The 21,763-nt window shown below is 35.1% G+C and carries 19 protein-coding genes; 18 read left to right on the forward strand and 1 reads right to left on the reverse strand.

Features of this window, described 5'->3' with window-relative positions; genetic code table 11:
* The first annotated feature begins 40 nt into the window (after positions 1–40).
* From gap to FA048_RS13755, 18 genes are all read left to right on the forward strand, one after another.
* Positions 41–1,036, forward strand: a complete 996-nt coding sequence (gene gap / locus FA048_RS13670) for a type I glyceraldehyde-3-phosphate dehydrogenase (protein WP_136841945.1) — start codon at positions 41–43, stop codon at positions 1,034–1,036.
* The gene (locus FA048_RS13675; RefSeq protein ID WP_136841948.1) at positions 1,029–1,460 is read left to right on the forward strand and encodes a GNAT family N-acetyltransferase; all 432 of its coding nucleotides are present in this window, start codon (positions 1,029–1,031) and stop codon (positions 1,458–1,460) included. The genes gap and FA048_RS13675 overlap by 8 nt, the downstream gene beginning before the upstream one ends.
* A 3-nt stretch (positions 1,461–1,463) precedes the next feature.
* Positions 1,464–2,654: a phosphoglycerate kinase gene (locus FA048_RS13680; protein WP_136841951.1), complete on the forward strand. Its 1,191-nt coding sequence runs from the start codon at positions 1,464–1,466 to the stop codon at positions 2,652–2,654.
* A gap of 214 nt (positions 2,655–2,868) precedes the next feature.
* Complete coding sequence (gene mraZ / locus FA048_RS13685; RefSeq protein ID WP_136841954.1) at positions 2,869–3,339, forward strand: division/cell wall cluster transcriptional repressor MraZ; 471 nt, start codon at positions 2,869–2,871, stop codon at positions 3,337–3,339.
* Positions 3,329–4,234, forward strand: a complete 906-nt coding sequence (gene rsmH, locus FA048_RS13690) for a 16S rRNA (cytosine(1402)-N(4))-methyltransferase RsmH (RefSeq protein WP_136841956.1) — start codon at positions 3,329–3,331, stop codon at positions 4,232–4,234. The genes mraZ and rsmH overlap by 11 nt, the downstream gene beginning before the upstream one ends.
* Positions 4,231–4,647 carry an FtsL-like putative cell division protein gene (locus FA048_RS13695; RefSeq protein ID WP_136841959.1) on the forward strand — a complete coding sequence of 139 codons (417 nt, stop codon included), beginning with the start codon at positions 4,231–4,233 and terminating at the stop codon, positions 4,645–4,647. The genes rsmH and FA048_RS13695 overlap by 4 nt, the downstream gene beginning before the upstream one ends.
* The gene (locus FA048_RS13700; protein ID WP_136841962.1) at positions 4,644–6,740 is read left to right on the forward strand and encodes a penicillin-binding protein; all 2,097 of its coding nucleotides are present in this window, start codon (positions 4,644–4,646) and stop codon (positions 6,738–6,740) included. The genes FA048_RS13695 and FA048_RS13700 overlap by 4 nt, the downstream gene beginning before the upstream one ends.
* A complete protein-coding gene (locus FA048_RS13705) occupies positions 6,741–8,198 on the forward strand; it encodes a UDP-N-acetylmuramoyl-L-alanyl-D-glutamate--2,6-diaminopimelate ligase (protein WP_136841965.1) in 1,458 nt (485 codons plus the stop codon).
* Positions 8,198–9,445 carry a phospho-N-acetylmuramoyl-pentapeptide-transferase gene (gene mraY / locus FA048_RS13710; protein WP_136841967.1) on the forward strand — a complete coding sequence of 416 codons (1,248 nt, stop codon included), beginning with the start codon at positions 8,198–8,200 and terminating at the stop codon, positions 9,443–9,445. Before FA048_RS13705 ends, mraY begins: the two co-directional genes overlap by 1 nt.
* A complete protein-coding gene (gene murD / locus FA048_RS13715) occupies positions 9,445–10,788 on the forward strand; it encodes a UDP-N-acetylmuramoyl-L-alanine--D-glutamate ligase (protein WP_136841970.1) in 1,344 nt (447 codons plus the stop codon). Before mraY ends, murD begins: the two co-directional genes overlap by 1 nt.
* Before the next feature lie 3 nt (positions 10,789–10,791).
* Complete coding sequence (locus FA048_RS13720; protein WP_136841972.1) at positions 10,792–11,967, forward strand: FtsW/RodA/SpoVE family cell cycle protein; 1,176 nt, start codon at positions 10,792–10,794, stop codon at positions 11,965–11,967.
* A 96-nt stretch (positions 11,968–12,063) separates the two neighbouring features.
* Positions 12,064–13,170, forward strand: a complete 1,107-nt coding sequence (gene murG / locus FA048_RS13725; RefSeq protein ID WP_136841975.1) for an undecaprenyldiphospho-muramoylpentapeptide beta-N-acetylglucosaminyltransferase — start codon at positions 12,064–12,066, stop codon at positions 13,168–13,170.
* Between the two features lie 96 nt (positions 13,171–13,266).
* Positions 13,267–14,619, forward strand: a complete 1,353-nt coding sequence (gene murC / locus FA048_RS13730) for a UDP-N-acetylmuramate--L-alanine ligase (protein ID WP_136841977.1) — start codon at positions 13,267–13,269, stop codon at positions 14,617–14,619.
* Positions 14,612–15,700, forward strand: a complete 1,089-nt coding sequence (locus FA048_RS13735) for a cell division protein FtsQ/DivIB (RefSeq protein WP_136841980.1) — start codon at positions 14,612–14,614, stop codon at positions 15,698–15,700. Before murC ends, FA048_RS13735 begins: the two co-directional genes overlap by 8 nt.
* 25 nt (positions 15,701–15,725) lie before the next feature.
* A complete protein-coding gene (gene ftsA, locus FA048_RS13740) occupies positions 15,726–17,084 on the forward strand; it encodes a cell division protein FtsA (RefSeq protein WP_136841982.1) in 1,359 nt (452 codons plus the stop codon).
* 128 nt (positions 17,085–17,212) lie between these two features.
* Positions 17,213–18,859 (forward strand): cell division protein FtsZ, encoded by a 1,647-nt coding sequence (gene ftsZ / locus FA048_RS13745; RefSeq protein ID WP_136841985.1) that lies wholly within the window; start codon positions 17,213–17,215, stop codon positions 18,857–18,859.
* Positions 18,860–19,095: 236 nt separating this feature from the next.
* The gene (locus FA048_RS13750) at positions 19,096–20,340 is read left to right on the forward strand and encodes an aminotransferase class I/II-fold pyridoxal phosphate-dependent enzyme (RefSeq protein WP_136841986.1); all 1,245 of its coding nucleotides are present in this window, start codon (positions 19,096–19,098) and stop codon (positions 20,338–20,340) included.
* 254 nt (positions 20,341–20,594) lie between these two features.
* Positions 20,595–20,771 carry a histone H1 gene (locus tag FA048_RS13755; protein ID WP_136841989.1) on the forward strand — a complete coding sequence of 59 codons (177 nt, stop codon included), beginning with the start codon at positions 20,595–20,597 and terminating at the stop codon, positions 20,769–20,771.
* Between the two features lie 70 nt (positions 20,772–20,841).
* On the opposite strand, the gene dapA is transcribed toward FA048_RS13755, so the two are convergent.
* A complete protein-coding gene (gene dapA, locus FA048_RS13760) occupies positions 20,842–21,729 on the reverse strand; it encodes a 4-hydroxy-tetrahydrodipicolinate synthase (protein WP_136841991.1) in 888 nt (295 codons plus the stop codon).
* Between the last annotated feature and the right edge of the window lie 34 nt (positions 21,730–21,763).

Consider the following 21,763-nt stretch of genomic DNA (forward strand, 5'->3'; position numbering starts at 1 on the left):
AAATAGCTTTCTCTTAAAAGAATATAGCTAGTTTTGCTCCATGAATATTGCAATAAATGGTTTTGGTAGAATTGGGCGTACTTTTCTTCGTACAGCACTAGAGCGCCAACTAAATGTTATAGCCATTAACGACCTTACTGCACCCGCAACATTAGCTCATTTATTTAAGTATGATTCTGTGCATGGTGTTTATAAGGGTGATATAGGTTATGATGATGATTCTTTACTTATTAACGGTAAAAGAATTAAGGTATTAGCCCAAAAAAATCCTGAACTACTACCATGGGCTGCACTTCAAATTGATTTGGTTATCGAATCAACTGGTAAATTTACAAATAGAGAGCAAGCAAATTTACATATTCAAGCAGGAGCAAAACAAGTGCTTATTTCTGCTCCAGCAACCGATAAGGATATCCCAATGGTTGTTATAGGTGTAAATGACGAAAGCATTAATTTGCAATCAACAATTTTATCCAATGCATCTTGTACTACCAACAATGTTGCTCCAATGGTGAAAATTTTAGACGATAATTGGGGTGTTGAAGAAGGGTATATTACTACAATTCACTCAATGACAGGTGATCAAAATTTACATGATTCACCGCATAAAGACTTAAGAAGAGCGAGAGCTGCATCCTCATCCATTATTCCAACAAGTACAGGTGCTGCAAAGGCAATTACACATATTTTTCCGCATTTAGATGGAAGACTAGGCGGGGCAGGAATTCGGGTGCCAGTTTTAAATGGTTCCTTAACTGATTTTACTTGCATTCTTAAACAAAAAACAACAATAGAAGATATCAATTTAGCGTTTAAAAATGCTGCAGATGGTAAGCTTAAATCAATTATTGAATATACTGCAGACCCAATTGTTTCTGTAGATATAATTGATAACCCACATTCTTGTATATTTGATTCTCAATTAACTTCTATAGTTGGCGATTTGGTAAAAGTGGTTGGATGGTATGATAACGAATCTGGTTACTCCAATAGATTAGTAGATTTAGTAGAAAAAATAGCGATTGCGAATGGTTAAATTTGTCCCATTTGAGTTCACATTAGGGCTTAGAAGTAAAATTTTAAGGAATGGCTTGGCTCCAGAGGAATGTATTTTCCCGACAGATCAAGTAGAAGGAGCTTTTCATCTGGCTTTTTATGTAGGTAATGAAATTGCAACTATCGCTTCTTTTTTTCCTAATAACTATAAGGAGAACAAAGAACTAGGCTACCAGCTCCGTGGCATGGCTACTGATACTCCTTTTCTTGAAAAAGGTTTTGGTAAACAACTTATTGAATTTGCTATTGAATATATAAGAAAAACAAATGCAAGATATATATGGTGTAACGCAAGAACACCGGCTATAAAATTCTATCAAAAACTAAATTTTGAATTGGTCTCTGAAGAATTTGAAATAGCAGGAGTGGGACCCCATTATGAAATGATTTTAAAACTAAATTAAGATATGAACACAATAGACCAATGTAATTTCAAAGATAAAAAAGCGCTAGTAAGGGTAGATTTTAACGTTCCTTTAGATAAAGACTATAATATTACTGATGATAAAAGAATGAGAGCGGCTTTGCCAACCATAAATAAAATTTTAAATGATGGTGGGTCTGTAGTGCTAATGTCGCATTTAGGAAGACCAAAAGGTGGTCCTGAAGAAAAATATTCTTTAAAACATATTTTAGGTGATTTATCAAGAATGCTTGATCAGGAAGTGAAATTTGCTGATGATTGCATTGGGGCTGATGCTGAAAATAAAGCGAATAACCTTTTTCCAGGAGAAGTTCTTTTGCTAGAAAATTTGCGTTTTCATCCTGAAGAGGAAAAAGGCGATGTTGCATTTGCAGAAAAACTATCGAAACTAGGTAATATATATGTAAACGACGCATTTGGTACCGCTCATCGTGCACATGCTTCTACAACTATTGTGGCTCAATTCTTTCCAAATGCAAAATATTTCGGCTATTTAATGGCTGAAGAATTAAAAAATGCAGAAAAAGTTAACCATGGTGCAACAAAGCCTTTTACTGCTATTATGGGCGGGGCGAAGGTTTCAGATAAAATTTTGTTGATTGAAAGTTTATTAGACAAAGTAGATAATTTGATTATTGGTGGCGGCATGGCTTACACTTTTGCAAAAGCACAAGGTGGAGAAATTGGCACATCACTTTTAGAAGAAGATAGAATGGCTTTATGCTTAGAATTGCTTGATAAAGCAAAAGCGAAAGGTGTAAACTTAATTCTTCCTGTTGATACAGTGATTGCTGATAAATTTGATAACGAAGCATCTAAAGACCAAGTAGATACAGGAAAGATCCCTGAAGATTGGATGGGCTTAGATATTGGCTCAAAAACGATCACTTTGTTTAATGAAACAATTAAGAATTCAAAAACCTTATTATGGAATGGCCCAATGGGAGTTTTTGAAATGGCCAACTTTGAACAAGGTACAAAAGCTGTAGCAGAAGCTGTGGTTGAAGCGACAAAAAATGGTGCTTTTTCTTTAATTGGTGGTGGAGATTCTGCTGCGGCCATCGCTAAATTTGGTTTAGAAGACGAAGTGAGCTACGTTTCTACAGGTGGTGGTGCTTTACTAGAGTATATGGAAGGAAAAGAATTGCCAGGTGTAAAAGCGATTATGAGCTAACTAAAAGCATTCATTTAAAGCTGTTTAAGGCGGTGTATCGAATTATTTTCGATATACCGCCTTTTTTATTGTCCCAAAATTTCGTTCAAAAAATAACCAAAAGTGGGACAAAAATTCATAAATAAAGATGTTGAAAACTTTTTTGTGGTAAAAAGTGGTAAAAAGTGGTAGAAGTGTTTTATTTTTACACTACATAAAAAGTGTATAGACCGTAATGACTCAACTGATTGGAGAATTTGATTGCAAGCTAGATGCGAAAGGACGCTTAAGTGTTCCTTCTTCGTTGAAGAAGCAATTACCTGATGTTGAGAGGGATGGGTTGGTTGTTAGTCGTGGTTTTGAGCAAAATTTAATTATTTACCCTAAAAAAGTTTGGGAAGATATTATTGCTGAAATGATGAAGCTTAATATGTATGTTCCAGAGAATAGAGACTTCGTTCGTAAGTTTCAGCGTGGGGCAACCGAACTTTCACTAGATGCGGCTGGTAGAGTTTTATTGCCAAAATCATTAACTGATTTTGCAAAAATAGGTTCTGAGGTAATATTGGCTTGTCAATTAGATAAGGTTGAGGTTTGGGATAAAAAAGCTTACGATAGTTTGTTTGATGAACCTTCTGAAGATTTTGCTAAGCTGGCAGAAAAAGTAATGGGTGGTAAAAATAGGAGGATAGAAGATGGAGAGTAATTACCACGTTCCGGTTTTGCTAAAAGAATGTATTGAAGGTTTGGATATCAAGCCTTCTGGTGTATATGTAGATGTTACTTTTGGTGGCGGTGGTCACTCTAAAGAAATATTAAAAAACTTGGGCAAAGATGGTGTCTTGATTGCTTTTGATCAGGATCCAGATGCGCAAAGAAATAAAATAGATGATCCTCGTTTTCTGTTTGTTGATCAAAATTTCGGGTTCTTAAAAAACAACCTCCGTTTACTGGGTTACAAGCATGTAGATGGTATTTTGGCAGACTTAGGTGTGTCTTCTCATCAATTTAATGAGCCAAGTAGAGGGTTTTCTACCCGCTTTGAGGCTGATTTGGATATGCGTATGGATAAGCAGCGTTCGTTAACGGCTGCTGTAGTCTTAAATACTTATCAAGAAGATAAGCTTCATAAAATTTTTGGAATTTATGGGGAGGTTAAAAATGCAAAATCTTTAGCCAGGGCTATTTCTACTGCTCGTATGGAGCAGTCAATTGCTACATTAACAGATTTTAAAAAAGCGATTGCAGCTCATATTCCTAAAGGAAAAGAGAATAAATATATGGCTCAGGTATTTCAAGCGCTAAGAATTGAGGTTAATGCAGAAATAGAAGTGCTCGAAAGTTTTTTAGTGCAAAGTGCCGAAGTTTTAAATCCAGGTGGCCGCTTAGTGGTAATGTCTTATCATTCATTAGAAGATAGACCTGTTAAAAGTTTCATTGCTAAGGGAAAGTTTAGGGGTGAAGTTGAAAAAGATTTTTTTGGCAATGAACAAAAGCCATTTAAATCTATTACTCGCAAAGCTGTAATTGCTGATGAAGAAGAGCTGGCTAAAAATAGCCGTGCTAGAAGTGCAAAATTAAGAATTGGGGAGAGGATATGAATAACCAATTCAGAAAAAGAATAGAAGAACACGAAGAGGAAGATATTCAGGCTAATGAAGAACTTGAAGATCCGAAAGAGTCTGTAAAAGAAGGGAGTACAACTGCTTTTTTTAGAAAGCTATTTGTAGAGGGGGTGGTTTCTAAAGAGTCTGCAACCGATATGCTTCCGTTTTTAGTCTTTATATGTGTGCTGGTTATGATTTATATCGCAAATAGCCATATGGCTATGAAAAACATAAGAAGCATAGATAAGCTAGGTAAAGAAGTTAAAGAGTTGAATTGGGAGTATAAATCGCTAAAAGCAGACTTGATGTTTAAAAGTAAATTAACAGAGGTTGCAGCGAAAGTAGACACATTAGGTTTAAAAGAATTAATAGAGCCACCAAAAAAAATTGTAATCAGTAAAAGATGAACATTAGAGCGAACATATTATTAAGGGTATACTTAGCATTTGGGCTAATTGTGCTTTTCGCCTTTGCTGTTTTGTTAAGGCTGGGCGATGTGCAGTTTGTTCAAGGAAAAAAATGGAAGGCTATGGCGGATAGTCTTTCTGTTAGAGAATTTGATATTGAAGCGGTTCGTGGTAATATCTATTCTAACGATGGAAGCTTGTTAGCTACTTCAGTTCCGGAGTATGAATTGCGCATGGATATGTTTGCTGGCGGAATTGCGAAAGATGAGATTTTTAACGCAAAAGTAGATTCTTTAGCATCTGCATTGGCTGGATTCTTTAAGGATAAAACTGCTAAAGAATATTCTCGTTTTTTAAGAAAAGCTAGACAAGATACATTGAGGGCGGTTCTAATTAAGCGTAGGGTTTCTTACGAAGACTTAAAGGTAATTAGAAAATTCCCGCTATATAATATAGGATCTTATTCTGGTGGATTAAAAGCAGAACAGCAAAACAAACGCATTTTGCCATTTAAAGACCTAGCTGCTAGAACAATTGGGTATAAAAAACCAAATATTAGTGTTGGTTTAGAGGGTGCTTATGGCAGTTACATCGATGGAGAAACCGGCAAGCAAATGAGGCAGCGTGTTGCAGGCGGGCTTTGGGTTCCAATAAATAGTGATGCAGAGATAGCGCCAAAAGATGGTGCGGATATCATTTCTACCATTGATATCAATATGCAAGATTTGGCTCAAAATGCCTTAAAAGAAGGCTTAATTAAAAGTAAGGCTCATCATGGTGCAGTAATCATTATGGAGGTTGCTACAGGAGAAATTAGAGCTGTTGCAAATTACACAAGGGTAGAAGAAGGTGTATATAAAGAAGCATTCAATTATGCGATAGCTGGTAATCAAGATCCAGGTTCAACTTTTAAACTAGCTTCTTATATGGCGTTGTTAGAAGATAAGCTTGTAGATACCAATACCATGGTTGCGACTGGTTATTATCAGATACCAGGTCATTTAATTAAAGATTCTCACCCTAAAATTGAAACGGTAACGGTAAAAAGTGCGTTTGAGAATTCTTCAAATGCAGCCATTGCAAAATTAATTAACATTAACTATGGGCAAGACCCTATGAAATTTACAAATCATTTATACAAGTGGGGTTTAAATGAAATGATGAAATTGCAAATTCCAGGTGAAGCTAAACCGAATATTAAAAATATTGAAGCAAATAAAAGCTGGAATAAGAATATGACCTTGCCGCAGATGGCATACGGTTATGAAATGGAATTAACTCCATTAAAGATGCTTTCATTTTATAACGCAGTTGCAAATAATGGGAAATACATTGCGCCAATTTTTGTAAAAGAAATTAGAAGACTGGGTAATCCAATAGAGCAATTTAAAGCTCGTGTAATTAATGAGAAAATATGTTCTGATGTTACATTAAGCAAGATTAAAAGCATGCTTGAAGGCGTTGTTACAAACGGTAGCGGAAAACAGGTTGTTTACAATCCACTTTATAAAATTGCTGGTAAAACCGGAACTGCTCAAGTTGCTGACGGCAATTTGGGTTACAAAGCTAAAAAGCAATACCAAGCTTCTTTTGTGGGATATTTTCCAGCAGAAAAACCTAAATATTCAATGATTGTGGTAATTAATGATCCCATTGGTGAGTATTATGGGGCATTGGTTTCTGGACCAGTTTTTAGAAAAATTGCAGACCGCATTTATGCGGGTGATGTAAAAATGTATAGTGGTGTAAAAGAAAATATGGTTGGTAATACTACTGCTCCTTCTGCTAAAGCTGGGCAAAGCAAAGCCACACGAAAAGTTTATAACGCATTTGGTATCAAAGTACTTTACGCAGCAAAATCAGACTATTTCAATTCTGTAGACACAAGTAATGGTGTCGCTTATCAAGAAAATATCCCTGTAAAAGGTGTTATGCCAAATATTGCTGGAATGGGTTTGAAAGATGCGATGTATTTAATTGGTAATGCGGGTTTGAAAGCTAGAGTAAAAGGGAGTGGGAAAGTAACAAGCCAATCCATCTTGCCGGGAAGTAGAATTGGAAAAGGATTATTAGTAGAAATAGAATTAAATTAAATGCAATTACAAGATTTACTATATGGTGTAGCAATAAAAAGCTTGGTTGGTAAACCTACTATCGAGGTTACTGCTTTGGCTTTTGATTCTCGTATGGTAAAAAATGGCACCATGTTTTTTGCAGTTAAAGGTACTGTTGTTGACGGACACGCATATATTGAACAAACAATTCAATCTGGTGCAACTGTAATTATCTGTGAGCTTATGCCTGCAGATTTATTAGATTCTGTGACCTATGTAGAAGTTGAAAACTCTGCAGTTGCTTTAGGTATTGTATCAAGCAATTTTTGTGAAAATCCCTCTGCTAAATTAAAGTTAATAGGTATTACCGGCACTAATGGTAAAACAACAATTGCTACTTTATTATTTCAGTTGTTCCGTGGCTTAGGCTTTAATGTTGGATTAATTTCTACAGTTCAAAACCACATTAATGATAATGTTATCCCTGCAACGCATACTACTCCAAATCCAATTGCATTAAATGCGCTTTTACAAGATATGGTAATGGCTAATTGTGAGTATTGCTTTATGGAAGTGAGTTCTCATGCCGTAGTTCAGCATCGGATTGAAGGATTAAGTTTTGCCGGTGGTGTTTTCTCAAACATAACCCATGATCATTTAGATTTTCACCAAACATTTGATAAATATTTAAAAGCTAAAAAAGAATTCTTCGATAATCTTCCAAAAGCTGCCTTTGCTTTAACAAATGCTGATGATAAAAATGGAATGGTCATGTTGCAGAATACAAAGGCTAGCAAGAAGACCTATGCTTTAAAACAAATGGCAGATTTTAAAGCAAAAATCATCGAAAATAAATTCAGTGGCTTAAACTTAAATGTTGATGATATTGATGTTTTCTTTAAAATGGTTGGTTCATTTAATGCCTATAATTTATTAGCGGCTTATGGAACTGCAATTTTATTGGATCAAGATAAACTTAATGTATTAACCATATTAAGTACGCTAGCGGGTGCAGAAGGTAGGTTTGATTATGCAGTATCTAAGCAAGGTATAATTGGAATAGTTGATTATGCACACACGCCAGATGCAGTTCAGAATGTACTGAGCACTATTGCCAATATCAGAAAAGGAACAGAACAGGTAATTACTGTATTAGGCTGTGGTGGAGATCGAGATAAAACGAAACGCCCTATTATGGCTCAGGTAGCTTGTGATTGGAGTGATAAAGTGATTTTAACATCTGATAATCCTAGAACTGAAGATCCACAAGCCATTATTAAAGAGATGGAAAAAGGAGTTTCTCCAACCAATCAGCGCAAAGCATTGAGCATTTTAGATAGAAAAGAAGCAATTAAAACAGCTTGCCATATTGCAAAACCTGGAGACATTATTCTAGTGGCCGGAAAAGGGCATGAGAAATACCAAGAAATTAATGGTGTAAAACATCATTTTGATGATAAAGAAGTACTAACGGAACAACTAAACCAAATCAACTAATGTTATATTTATTATTCGAATATCTGCATAAGCACTATGATTTTCCTGGATTGGGGTTGTTCCAATATTTGACCTTTAGAGCTTCGCTTTCAATTATTTTGTCGTTGATTATTACCACTGTTTATGGTCGTAGAATTATTGATTATTTACACCGTAAACAAGTAGGCGAAACAGTAAGAAATTTAGGTTTAGAAGGCCAAATGCAAAAACAAGGTACACCTACAATGGGTGGAATTATGATTTTGCTGGGTATTTTAGTTCCTACATTGTTATTTGCAAACATTACAAATATCTATGTTATTTTAATGATTATCACCACTTTATGGATGGGGGTAATTGGTTTTGTAGATGATTATATTAAAGTTTTCAAAAAAAATAAAGAAGGTTTAGCAGGTAAATTTAAAGTTGTTGGTCAGGTAGGCTTAGCAATTATTGTAGGCTTAACAATGTTCTATCATCCTAATATTGTTGTTAGACAAACGGTGGATGAAACAGTTGTTTCTGCTAATGCAGCACCAATGGTCTTAAGACAAAAAGGGCAAAGTTTTTACTATACACAAGATGTAAAATCAACCAAAACCAATGTTCCTTTCTATAAAAATAATGAGTTTGATTATGCAAAAGTTGTTAAGTTTTTAGGAGACGGTTATGAGAAATATGCATTAATTATTTTCTTGTTTTTTGTAATTACCATTGTTACAGCAGTATCAAATGGAGCAAATTTAACAGATGGAATTGATGGACTAGCTACAGGAACATCTGCTATTATTGGAATTACGCTTGGTATTTTGGCTTATGTTTCTGGTAATACTGTTATCGCAGATTACCTAAACATTATGTACATCCCGAACTCGGGTGAGCTCATTATTTTTGCTGGTGCATTTGTGGGCGCATGTGTTGGTTTCTTATGGTATAATTCTTACCCTGCTCAAATTTTTATGGGTGATACGGGAAGTTTAACTATAGGTGGGATTATCGCAGTATTTGCGATTATGATTCGCAAGGAGCTATTGATCCCAATTTTATGTGGAGTGTTTTTGGTAGAAGTTTTATCAGTTACACTTCAAGTAAGCTATTTCAAATACACTAAGAAACGTTTTGGTGAAGGAAGAAGAATTTTCTTAATGTCGCCGTTACACCATCATTATCAGAAAAAAGGATACCATGAAGCTAAAATCGTAACTCGTTTTTGGATTATTGGGATCATGTTGGCCATTATCACATTTGCAACCTTAAAACTACGCTAATGGAAACAAATAGGATTGTAATTCTTGGAGCTGGAGAAAGTGGAGTAGGTGCAGCAATGTTAGCGAAAAAACATGGTTTTGATGTCTTTGTGTCTGATTTTGGTGCTATTGCCGATCGTTATAAATCTGCTTTAGAGGAGTTAAATATCTCTTTTGAGGAGAAACAGCATACTGATAATTTGATATTAAATGCAACTGAAGTAATTAAAAGCCCGGGTATACCAGCTACGGCTCCAATTATAAAAGCTTTGGTTAAAAATAAAATTCCAGTAATCTCAGAAATTGAGTTTGCTAAAAGATATACCAAAGCAAAGACCATTTGCATTACTGGTTCAAATGGCAAATCAACTACAACAATGTTGACTTACCATATCCTCAAAAATGCAGGTGTAAACGTTGGTTTGGGTGGTAATATCGGTCAGAGTTTTGCAGCTCAAGTGAGCACTACAGAATTTGATTGGTATGTTTTAGAGATCTCCAGCTTTATGCTAGATGATATGTTTGATTTTAAAGCGGATATCGCAGTATTATTAAACATTACAGCAGATCACCTAGATCGTTACGATTACAAATTAGAAAACTATGCTGCATCAAAAATGCGCATCATTCAAAATCAAACTGAAAATGATGTTTTTATTTACTGTGCAGATGATGATGAAACCAATAAAGCATTAAAAGAAACTAAAGTCAATGCTAAACAGTATCCATTTTCAATTCGTAAAAAAATTGAGACTGGTGCCTATTTAGAAAACCAAACCATACACATCAACACACAACCTAAACAACAATTAACCATGTCAATTACCGAGTTAGCCTTGCAAGGCAAGCACAACATTTACAACTCTATGGCTTCGGGCATAGTAGCTAAAGTTTTAGAGTTACGTAATGAAACCATTCGCGAAAGCATGGGCAACTTTAAAAATATCGAGCACCGTTTAGAGTTTGTTGCTAAAATTTCTGATGTTATTTACATCAATGACTCTAAGGCAACCAATGTAAACTCTACTTGGTACGCACTTGAAAGTGTTGGTACAGATGTAGTTTTAATTATGGGAGGTGTTGATAAAGGGAATGATTATGATATGCTTAAAGATTTAGTACGCAGTAAAGTTAGAGCCATTGTGTGTATGGGCAAAGACAATAAGCGTATTCATGAAGCTTTTGAGGATGATGTAGAAATTATTGTAAACACTTTTTCTGCCAATGAAGCAGTTCAAGTTGCTTACCATTTAGCAAAAAAAGGAAATACAGTTTTATTGTCTCCAGCTTGTGCAAGTTTCGATTTATTTAAAAATTACGAAGATAGAGGCAACCAATTTAAGGCAGCAGTAAAAGAATTATAAACTATGTTTAGTATCAATGCACTTCTAGAACGTACCAAAGGAGACAGATGGATCTGGCTGATTATCATCATGCTTTCTATGGTTTCTATTGTGGCAGTATATAGTTCCACAGGAGCCATTGCTTATAAAAAGGGTGTAACTGTAGAAAGATATTTGTTTTTTAAACACGTAATTTTTGTGCTGATGGGGATTGGCATGATTTATATTGCTCACTTACTTGATTATAAGTATTACGCGGGTATTTCTAAAATATTAATGATTGTTACAATTCCTCTCTTGTTTTATACATTAATCTTCGGAACAAATTTAAATGAGGCTTCTCGCTGGGTTAAAATTCCGATAATAGGGTTAACTTTTCAAACATCTGATTTAGCAAAATTAGCACTAATTACATTTTTAGCGAGGATGCTTACAAAGAAACAGGAAAATATAAAAGATGTAAAAAATTCATTTTTACCTATCATGGGTTCTGTTGTTGTTGTTTTTGGGCTTATTGCAAAAGCCAATATGTCAACAGGTTTAATGCTGTTTGGAGTAAGTATTTTGTTGCTTATTGTAGGAAGAGTGAGTATCAAGCAAATTTCAGTTGTATGTGCGGGTGGAGTTTTTATGATATTTTTTCTGTTTTTAACAACAGATCGTGCAGGAACATGGAAGTCTAGGATTAATACTTTTATGCATCCTGAATTACAATCCTCAGATAAAACATTTCAGTCAGACCATTCTAAAATTGCATTGGCAACTGGCGGCTTATTTGGCAAGGGACCTGGTAATAGCACAGAGCGTAACTTTTTACCGCATCCATATTCTGATTTTATTTTTGCCATTATTATCGAAGAATATGGAACGGTTGGTGGTTTAGCAATAGTTGTGCTTTACCTGGTTTTGCTCTATCGATGTGTGCGGATTGTGGTACGAAGTCCCAAGGCATTTGGTGCTTTACTCGCCGCTGGGCTTAGTTTCAGTTTAACCATCCAAGCATTTGCAAATATGGCAGTTGCAGTAGGTTTAGGTCCTGTTACAGGCGTACCCCTGCCGCTAGTAAGCATGGGTGGTACATCAATGATATTCACCAGTATAGCTTTCGGTATTATCTTAAGTGTAAGCCGGGATGTAGAAGAACACAGTATTAAAAAGGAAGAAAAAGTAGTTGTGGGAACAATTCCTGCAATGGGTTAAAAACATAATAAATAGAGATTAATACACAAACAATAAACACCCTGTCTTACAGCCCTTCTTTCGGGGAGGGCTATTAAGGCAAACAAAAAAACAAAAATGAATAATTTCCCAAAAATTATCATATCTGGAGGTGGCACAGGCGGGCATATTTTTCCCGCCGTTGCTATTGCCAATGCTTTAAAGAGCATTTCGCCTAATTGCGAAATTCTTTTTGTAGGGGCACTTGGTAGAATGGAGATGGAAAAAGTTCCAGCTGCCGGATATAAAATTGTGGGTTTAAATATCAGTGGAATACAAAGAGGATCAATCCTTAAAAATTTAGGATTACCATTTAAAGTTATTTCAAGTGTACGCAAGGCGATGAAATTAATTTCAGATTTCAAGCCAGATGCAGTTGTTGGGGTTGGAGGTTTTGCTTCTGGACCATTATTGTATGCAGCTTCACTAAAAAAAATACCATATCTGATACAAGAACAAAATTCTTATGCAGGTATAACAAACAAGATGCTAGGTAAAGGCGCTGCTAAAGTTTGTGTTGCTTTTGATGGTATGGAAGCATTTTTTCCAGCAGAAAAAATAATGAAAACAGGAAATCCAGTAAGGGCAAATATAGTTGACATTAAAGGCAAACATCATGCAGGTGCAGAATTGTTGAAATTAGATCCACTTAAGAAAACAATTTTAGTTACAGGCGGAAGCTTAGGTGCGGGAACCTTAAATAAAAGCATAGAAAAACACTTGACAGCACTTATTGCACAAGATGTACAAGTAATATGGCAGACAGGCAAGTTTTATTACAATGGAATTTTGGAACGTGTAGGATTAAACTATCATCCAAATATTATCATTTTAGAATTTTTAAATAAAATGGATTTGGCATATGCAGCTGCCGATTTAATTGTTTCGAGGGCAGGCGCAGGTACAATCGCAGAGCTTTGTTTAATTAAAAAACCTGTGATTTTGGTTCCATCACCAAATGTTGCAGAAGATCATCAAACAAAAAATGCAATGGCATTGGTTAAAAATGATGCAGCTGTTTTAGTCAATGATCGTTCTGCAGAAGATACATTAGTTACCGAGGCATTAAAGCTTTTGAGTAATAAAGAACGTTGTGAAATATTAAGTGAGAATATTGGAAAAATGGCATATGAAGATGCAGATGTTGTAATTGCCAAAGAAGTATTAAAATTGATAAAAAGCTGAAAGTCTAAAGTAAAAAGACCAAAGCATAAAGTATAAGATAAATAATATAAAAATAGGAAAGGCAGCTTTGAGCTTTAATCTTTCCGCTTAAAGAAAATGGAACTAAGTAAAATAAATAGAGTATATTTTGTGGGTATCGGTGGTATCGGTATGAGTGCGATTGCTCGGTATTTTGCTAAGCGTGGTGTAGTAGTTTGTGGTTATGATAAAACCCGAACAAATTTAACCATTCAACTTGAACGCGAAGGAATTCTAATTTCTTATTTAGATGAGCAATCATCAGTGTCAATATGTTTTCAGCAAAATCATGATGATACTTTAGTGGTTTACACACCTGCCATTCCAAAAAATTCGAATATTTTAAATCATTTTAAAGAAAATGGATTTACACTAAAAAAACGTTCTGAAGTTTTGGGTATTATTAGTGAAGGGATGTTTTGTGTGGCCGTAGCCGGAACACATGGTAAAACCACAACTTCATCTATGATTGCACATATTTTAACAGATACAGGTTTTGGCTGTACGGCTTTTTTAGGGGGTATCACAAGTAATTACAATAGCAATGTACTGTTTGGTAAAAACAATGTTGTGGTTGTAGAAGCTGATGAATATGACCGTTCTTTCTTAACACTTCACCCAGATGTTGCTGTAATCACTTCAATGGATGCCGACCATTTGGATATTTATGGAGATGAAAGCCACTTACATGATTCTTTCAATCTATTCGCTGACCAATTGAAAAAAGATGGAAAGTTGTTTGTGAAAGATGGTTTGCCTATGCATGGTATAACTTATAGTGCAAGTGATAATTCTGCTTTACTGGCAAGTAACATTCATGTAGAAAACGGAAATTTTGTTTTTGATTTTAATGATGGATATACTGCTATAAAAAATTTAAGCTTGGCAATGCCAGGAAAACATAACGTAGAAAATGCAGTTGCTGCAATTGGGGTAGCTTTGAGTTTAGGTATCCATCCAAAAAGTATTAAAAAAGCGGTTGCATCTTTTAAAGGGGTAAAAAGAAGATTTGAAACTATAGTAAATACACCGGCTCATATCTATATAGATGATTATGCACATCACCCAGAAGAGCTAAGAGCTTGTTTTGATGCAGTAAGACAATTACATCCTGAAAAGAAATTAACAGTAATTTTTCAACCCCACTTATTTACACGTACTCGTGATTTTGCTGATGAATTTGCAAAAGTTTTAAGCACAGCAGATGAAACTATCTTATTAGAAATTTATCCCGCTAGAGAATTGCCTATTGATGGTGTTAATTCTCAAATGCTACTTGATAAAATTACAACTGATAAAAAGGAGTTATGTGGAAAAGATTCGGTGTTAGAACTCATAAAGAACAAAAATCCTGAACTACTTTTGACTGTTGGTGCAGGAGACATTGATACATTGATAGAACCATTAAAAAACACATTAAATAATGCTTAAAAGAATAAACTGGAAAGCGATTTTTAAAGGGTTTGCCTGGCTAGTATGCTTGGCGGGAATGGTTGTGCTTATGAGTTTCATTGATATTAATAAGCAAAAAGTGAAATGCACTAAGGTAGAGATACTGATTCCTGGTGCAGACAATTTTATAGAGAGAGAAGAAATAGATGCTATTTTAAAACAAGGAGAAGGAGCGTTGATTGGACGTAATTTAGAGACAATTAATATTCATCAAATTGAAAAAAATATAAAATCTAATCCATATATCGCATTTGTAAAAGTATATGCAGATATGGATGGGATCATTCATATAGAAATTAAACAGCGTCAACCAGTTTTAAGAATTATAAATGCTGGTGGGCAAGATTATTATATTGATAGTGATGGTTTAAAAATGCCAATGTCTCCAAACTTTACTGCTAATGTTTTGGTTGCTACAGGTAATATTCTGGAAGGCTTTAGCGGTAGAATAGATACATTGTTAACTCCATTAGCTAGAGACTTGTACAAAACAGCATTATACTCAAAAAGAGATACACTTTGGGATGCGCAGTTTGAGCAGATCTATGTAAATGAAAAGAATGATATTGAGTTGATACCAAGAGTAGGAAACCAGCGTATTATTTTAGGTAATGCAGATTCTTTAGAAACAAAAATGAATAACCTGCTAGCCTTTTATAAACAAGCGATGCCAAAAGTAGGGTGGAATGTATACAAAACGATCAACTTAAAATATTATAACCAAATCGTTTGCGAAAAGTATGATTCGCTTGCTGTTAAAAAAGCGATAGCAGTAGTGATTGACACCAATTTTGTACAAAAAAAGGCTACAGATTCTGTAATTAGAGATGTAATTAAAGAAGAAATTAAAAAAGCTACAGCAGAGGATGCTAATGAGAAACCTGTTGTGCAAAAACCAGTTGTAGTGGCTAAGCCAACTATTACAAAAGAAAAAGTAGCAGAAAAAACAGTAGCCAAGTCTACAACTACAGGGCCTGCAAAAACAACAGTAACCGAAAAGGGTAAAACAAAGCCGGTTACTACAACTAAAGAGAAGACAGATACCAAGAAAAATAAGTAAAAGAACTCAACAAAATAATAAAGTTATGGGCAAAGAAAAATCTACCATTCAATCTCCAATCGTAGTAGGATTAGATATTGGTACAACAAAGATTTGTGTTATTGTGGGTCGCAGAACACAACACGATAAAATTGAAGTTTTAGGGATTGGTAAAGCAGAATCAGCGGGTGTAACTCGTGGTGTGGTATCCAATATTCAAAAAACTGTACAAGGTATTGCCGCTGCTGTAGAATTGGCAAGTAGCCAATCTAACGTAGAAATCCGTGTAGTAAATGTAGGTATTGCTGGTCAGCATATTAAAAGTTTACAACATCGCGGAATCTTAACGCGTAGAGAACTACAGAACGAGATTAGCAAAAAAGACATTGATAAATTAGTTGATGATATGTTTAAACTTGTTATGCCTCCAGGTGAAGAGATTATTCATGTGTTGCCTCAAGAATTTACTATTGATAATGAGCCAGGTATCAAAGACCCAATTGGTATGGCAGGAGTTCGTTTAGAAGCGAATTTCCACATTATTTCTGGTCAGGTTACTGCTGTCAAAAATATTATGCGTTGTGTAACTAACGCGGGTTTGCAAACCCAAGAGTTAATTTTAGAACCCCTTGCATCATCTGAGTCGGTGTTGAGCGACGAAGAAAAAGAAGCAGGCGTGTGCTTGGTAGATATTGGTGGTGGTACTACAGATATTGCTATTTTCCATGAGGGAATTATCCGCCATACAGCAGTTATCCCATTTGGGGGTAACAGTGTAACAGAAGATATTAGAGAAGGTTGTTCGGTAATGCGTAACCAAGCAGAATTGTTAAAAACTCGTTTTGGATCAGCATTAGCTGAAGAAAATAAAGAAAACGAAATCATTTGTGTGCCAGGTTTACGTGGTAGAGAACCAAAAGAAATTTCAGTTAAAAACTTAGCTTATGTAATCCAGGCCCGTATGGAAGAGATAGTTGAGCATGTTTATTATGAAATTAAATCTTCAGGCTATGAAAAAAAATTGATTGGTGGTGTAGTAATTACTGGTGGTGGAGCGTTATTAAAACATCTAAACCAATTAGTAGAGTATGTAACTGGATTAGATTGCCGAGTTGGGTATCCAAACGAGCATTTGTCTAAATATGAAGACATGCCTAAAACAATTTATGATGATTTGAAAAGCCCAATGTATGCTACAAGTGTTGGTCTTTTAATTAAAGGAATTCAAAAAGCCGAAGAGTTGTTAGAAGAAATGAAACAACCTGGAGTTTTTGTAGAACAGCCTACGGTAGCAAAAGAGAAAAAACGCAGTGGCGGAGGTTTGTTTGATAAGCTACTCAAAAAAACCACAGAATTCATCAAGGATGATATGAATGTGAGTGATGAGGATTACATCAAACCGTAATATTTATCCACAAATCGGGATTTTTCCACATTATTAACAGTTGTGGAAAACGCCTGTTAAAAAAGTGTTAATATTACAAAAGAGATGAACAGAAAATTTCAATTTTTAAACAACTGATTCATAACGATATGAAGTTCGAAATGTTAAAAGATAAGTCATCAATCATCAAAGTAATTGGTGTTGGTGGCGGTGGAGGTAATGCGGTAAACCATATGTACCGTCAAGGAATTACAGGTGTAGACTTTATTATTTGTAATACTGATGCGCAAGCATTGGAGTTTAGCCCAATTCCGAATAAGGTACAATTAGGTTCTAGCTTAACAGAAGGAATGGGTGCGGGCTCAATTCCAGAAGTGGGTAAAAATTCGGCTATAGAGAATATAGACGATATTAAAGCCATGTTGGGCAGTACAACCAAAATGCTTTTCATTACGGCAGGTATGGGTGGTGGTACTGGTACAGGTGCTAGTCCAATTATTGCTCAAGCTGCAAAAGAACTTGATATTTTAACAGTTGCAATTATTACCACTCCTTTTGCCTTTGAAGGTAAAAGACGTAAAATGCAAGCTGATGATGGTTTAGACGAATTAAAAAAATACGTAGATTCTTACCTTGTAATTTCGAACGACAGGTTACGTGAGATTTTTGGAAACTTAACTTTAGGATCAGCTTTTGCGCAAGCAGATGATATTTTAACAACTGCTGCAAAAGGTATTGCAGAAATTATCACGGTTCCTGGATATATCAACGTAGATTTTAAAGATGTGCGCACTGTAATGAAAGACAGTGGTGTATCTATAATGGGTAGCTATTCTGCTTCTGGTGAAAACAGGGCTTTAGCAGCAGTAGAAGGTGCTTTAGCATCTCCATTGTTAAAAGACAACGAGATAGAAGGAGCTAGATATATTCTTTTAAACATCAGTTCTGGTTTGCGTGAAGTAACCATGGATGAGGTAACTATCATTACGGATTATATTCAAGATAAAGCAGGTCTTTCTGCAGATTTAATCTGGGGTAATTGTATTGATGAAAGTTTAGAGGACAAATTATCGGTAACTATCATTGCAACTGGTTTCCAAACCACAGAACAAAGAGCAAAAGATAAAGAAAACGTTAAAAAGATTTCATTATTAACACCAGAAGAAGCTCCATTAGTGAGGCCAGTTGAACCGGTTAACTCTTTCATTGAAACTAAACCTGAACCAATAAATACAGAACCAGTTTTAAAAGTTCAAGAGGATCAAAAGCAGTCAGACTTGTTTGGAGATTTGTTTAACTTAAGTAGAACTTCAAAAGTAGAAGAACCTGAAAATAATATTACAGTAGTTCATCAATTGGTAGAAGAAGAAACTCCAAATGCAGAAGTGCAGGATGCTGGTTTTGAGTTTGAAGTTAAATTGTCAGAAACTGAATTTGTTTTCGAAACCCCAGTTGCTGAATTTGAATTTGAGAAAGAAGTTGCTCCTGAGCCTATTGCTAAGGAAGAGGAAATAGTTGGGTTAGATGATAATAAAAATGATGATTCAATTGAAGATCAATTAAGAAAGTCTAAAGAAAGAATTTTGAAATTGAAAGATTTGAGTATGAAATTGCGTACAACTAATGGTTTGCAAGAGTTAGAAAACGAACCAGCTTATAAGCGTAAACAAATGCAATTGCAACAAGTTCAGCATTCTTCAGAATCTCAAGTTTCTAGGTTTACATTAAGTAATGATGAAGATGGTTCTACTGAAATTAGACCAAACAATTCATTTTTACATGATAATGTTGATTAAAAAATCAAACAAATTATAATTTAAAGCCTTAACAATAAAATCGTTAAGGCTTTTTTTACAATGTAGCTGTAGAGTTACATTTAGATAAGAGTGAAAGTTCTAATCAATGTAAGGGTGCAAGCGAATTCAGTCAACATTTAAAGTTATTGATTGTGGTTGGTTTCACACCTTGTTAAATAGGGATTTTAAACTTAAATTTGCGATAAATAGAATAGATTACACTAAATATAATAACATTGGATATTTTCGAGAAAGTAGCAAAGCGCATGGGCCCAATTGGGGAACATTATGAATGGTCTCATGGATATTTTTCTTTCCCTAGATTAGAAGGGGAGATTGCGCCACATATGAATTTTAGAGGCAAAAAACTTTTAGTTTGGAGCTTGAATAACTATTTAGGCTTAGCTAACCATCCAGAAGTTAGAAAAGCTGATGAGCAGGGAGCAGCAGATTTTGGAATGGCTTATCCAATGGGTGCTCGTATGATGTCTGGTAATACTAAATACCATGAACAATTAGAGCAAGAATTAGCAGCATTTGTTGGTAAAGAAGATGCTTTTGTACTTAACTATGGCTACCAAGGAATGGTATCGATAATTGATGCTTTGGTAGATAGAAAGGACGTTGTTGTATATGATGGAGAATCGCATGCTTGTATAATCGATGGATTGCGCTTACATATGGGCAAGCGTTTTGTTTATAAGCACAATAATATCGAAGATTGTCGCAAGCAATTAGAAAGAGCTACTAAATTAGCAGAAACAACAGGTGGTGGCATATTGGTAATTACTGAGGGTGTTTTCGGAATGTCAGGCGCTCAAGGTAAATTAAAAGAGATCATAGATCTTAAAAAGGACTTTAATTTCCGCTTATTAATTGATGATGCACATGGTTTCGGTACTATGGGCCCAACGGGAGCTGGTACACACGAGGCACAAAATTGCATAGATGGTGTAGATGTTTATTTTGGAACATTTGCTAAATCTATGGCAGGTATTGGAGGTTTTGTAGCCTCTACTAAAGAATTAACAAATTATTTTAGATATAACCTACGTTCTCAAACCTATGCTAAAGCATTGCCAATGCCTATGGTTATCGGTTTATTGAAACGTTTAGAATTATTAAAAAACAATCCAGAACTTAGAGAAAAACTTTGGAAAGTTGCTACAACCTTGCAAAAAGGACTAACAGCGCGTGGGTTTGATATAGGTGTTACTGATACAGTAGTTACTCCAGTATTTTTAAAAGGAGAATTATTAGAAGCAACTGCCTTAACTATGGATTTACGTGAGAATTATGGTATTTTTTGTTCAATTGTTGTTTATCCGGTTATCCCGAAAGGAATGATAGAGTTGAGGTTAATTCCTACCGCTGTACACAGCATGGAGGATGTACAACAAACGTTAGATGCCTTTAGTGAAGTGTCTGATAAATTGAAAAACGGCCACTATAAAGAAGCTAAAATACCAACTACATCATAAAATTACAAAAAAATGCCCTCACAATACTGTAGAGGGCATTTTTATTGGATTATTATCGTAATTACTTGTAATTCAGTATGTTAATAATTTTTTAACTAAGTTCACTTGTTCATAACCTACTGTAATGTGGAAAAAAACAGGTGTTTAGGCACTTTATTATTGTTGAAAATGTTTTTTTATTAAAATAATCCTCTTACTTTAGTATAAGAGTATTAATCAAAACCTTAAAAAAAACTAAAAGGAGTAATTAAAAAATGAAAAAATTTAATGAAGTAAAAGCACTAGTTGCAGCTTTAGAAGCTGATGCAGACAAATTCTACAACAAAGCTAACAGCGCAGCTGGAACACGTGTACGTAAAGGTATGCAAGACTTAAAAAACTTAGCTCAAAGCATTCGTTTAGAGGTTCAAGAAACTAAAAACAAAGCTTAATTAGCCTCTTGTTTAAACAAAGAAAGCGCCACTAACCGAGGCGCTTTTTTTTATGCTTTTAAGTTTGCTATTACGCAAATACAGCAAGTTGATCTAATTGTTTCGTAAGGCTTGCGGTAAGCACAGCTGAAGCCTTTACTAAAGGAAGGCGAACAACATCATCGCAAATGTTTAAAGTCTTTAAAACTGATTTTACACCTGCAGGATTTCCTTCTGCAAACATCAACCTTGTTATTTCTAATAAACTTAAATGTGCAGGTAGGGCAGTAGCATAGTCTCCTTTTAAACACAATCTGATCATATCAGATAATTGTTTAGGTAAAGCATTGCCAATTACAGAAATTACACCAACTGCACCAATTGAAATCATTGGTAAAGCAATTGGATCATCGCCAGATATTAAAAGAAAGTCTGAAGGCTTATCACGCATAATTGCGTTAAACTGCTCAAAATTTCCACAAGCTTCCTTAGTAGCAATGATATTCTTAAAATCATGTGCTAAGCGGCAGGTAGTCTCTGCACTCATGTTACTTCCGGTTCTGCCAGGAACATTATATAACATGATAGGCATTTCACTCAATTCACTTAAGTATTTATAGTGTTGATAAATACCTTCTTGCGTTGGCTTGCTATAATAAGGGCTAACAGAAAGTACAGCACTATAGTTGTTGTTTTCAAATGTCTTAATTGCATCACCGATTACATACGTATCATTACCTCCAATGCCAGCAACTAATGGTAAACGGCCATTGTTAATTTCAGCAGTAAAATCCCACACCTTCTTCTTCTCGTCCTTGCTCAATGTGGCAGTTTCGCCTGTTGTACCTAAGGATACAAGGTAATCTATACCTCCATCAACCAAGTGATTAATCAGTTTTTTTAATCCCTGATAATCTACCGTTCCGTCTGTGTTAAAAGGTGTAACTAAAGCCACACCAGTACCGTGAAATTTATTCATTTTTAAATTAGTATTATATCAAGACAATGATCTT

Source organism: Pedobacter polaris (assembly GCF_005116505.1).
Taxonomy (GTDB): Bacteria; Bacteroidota; Bacteroidia; order Sphingobacteriales; family Sphingobacteriaceae; genus Pedobacter; species Pedobacter polaris.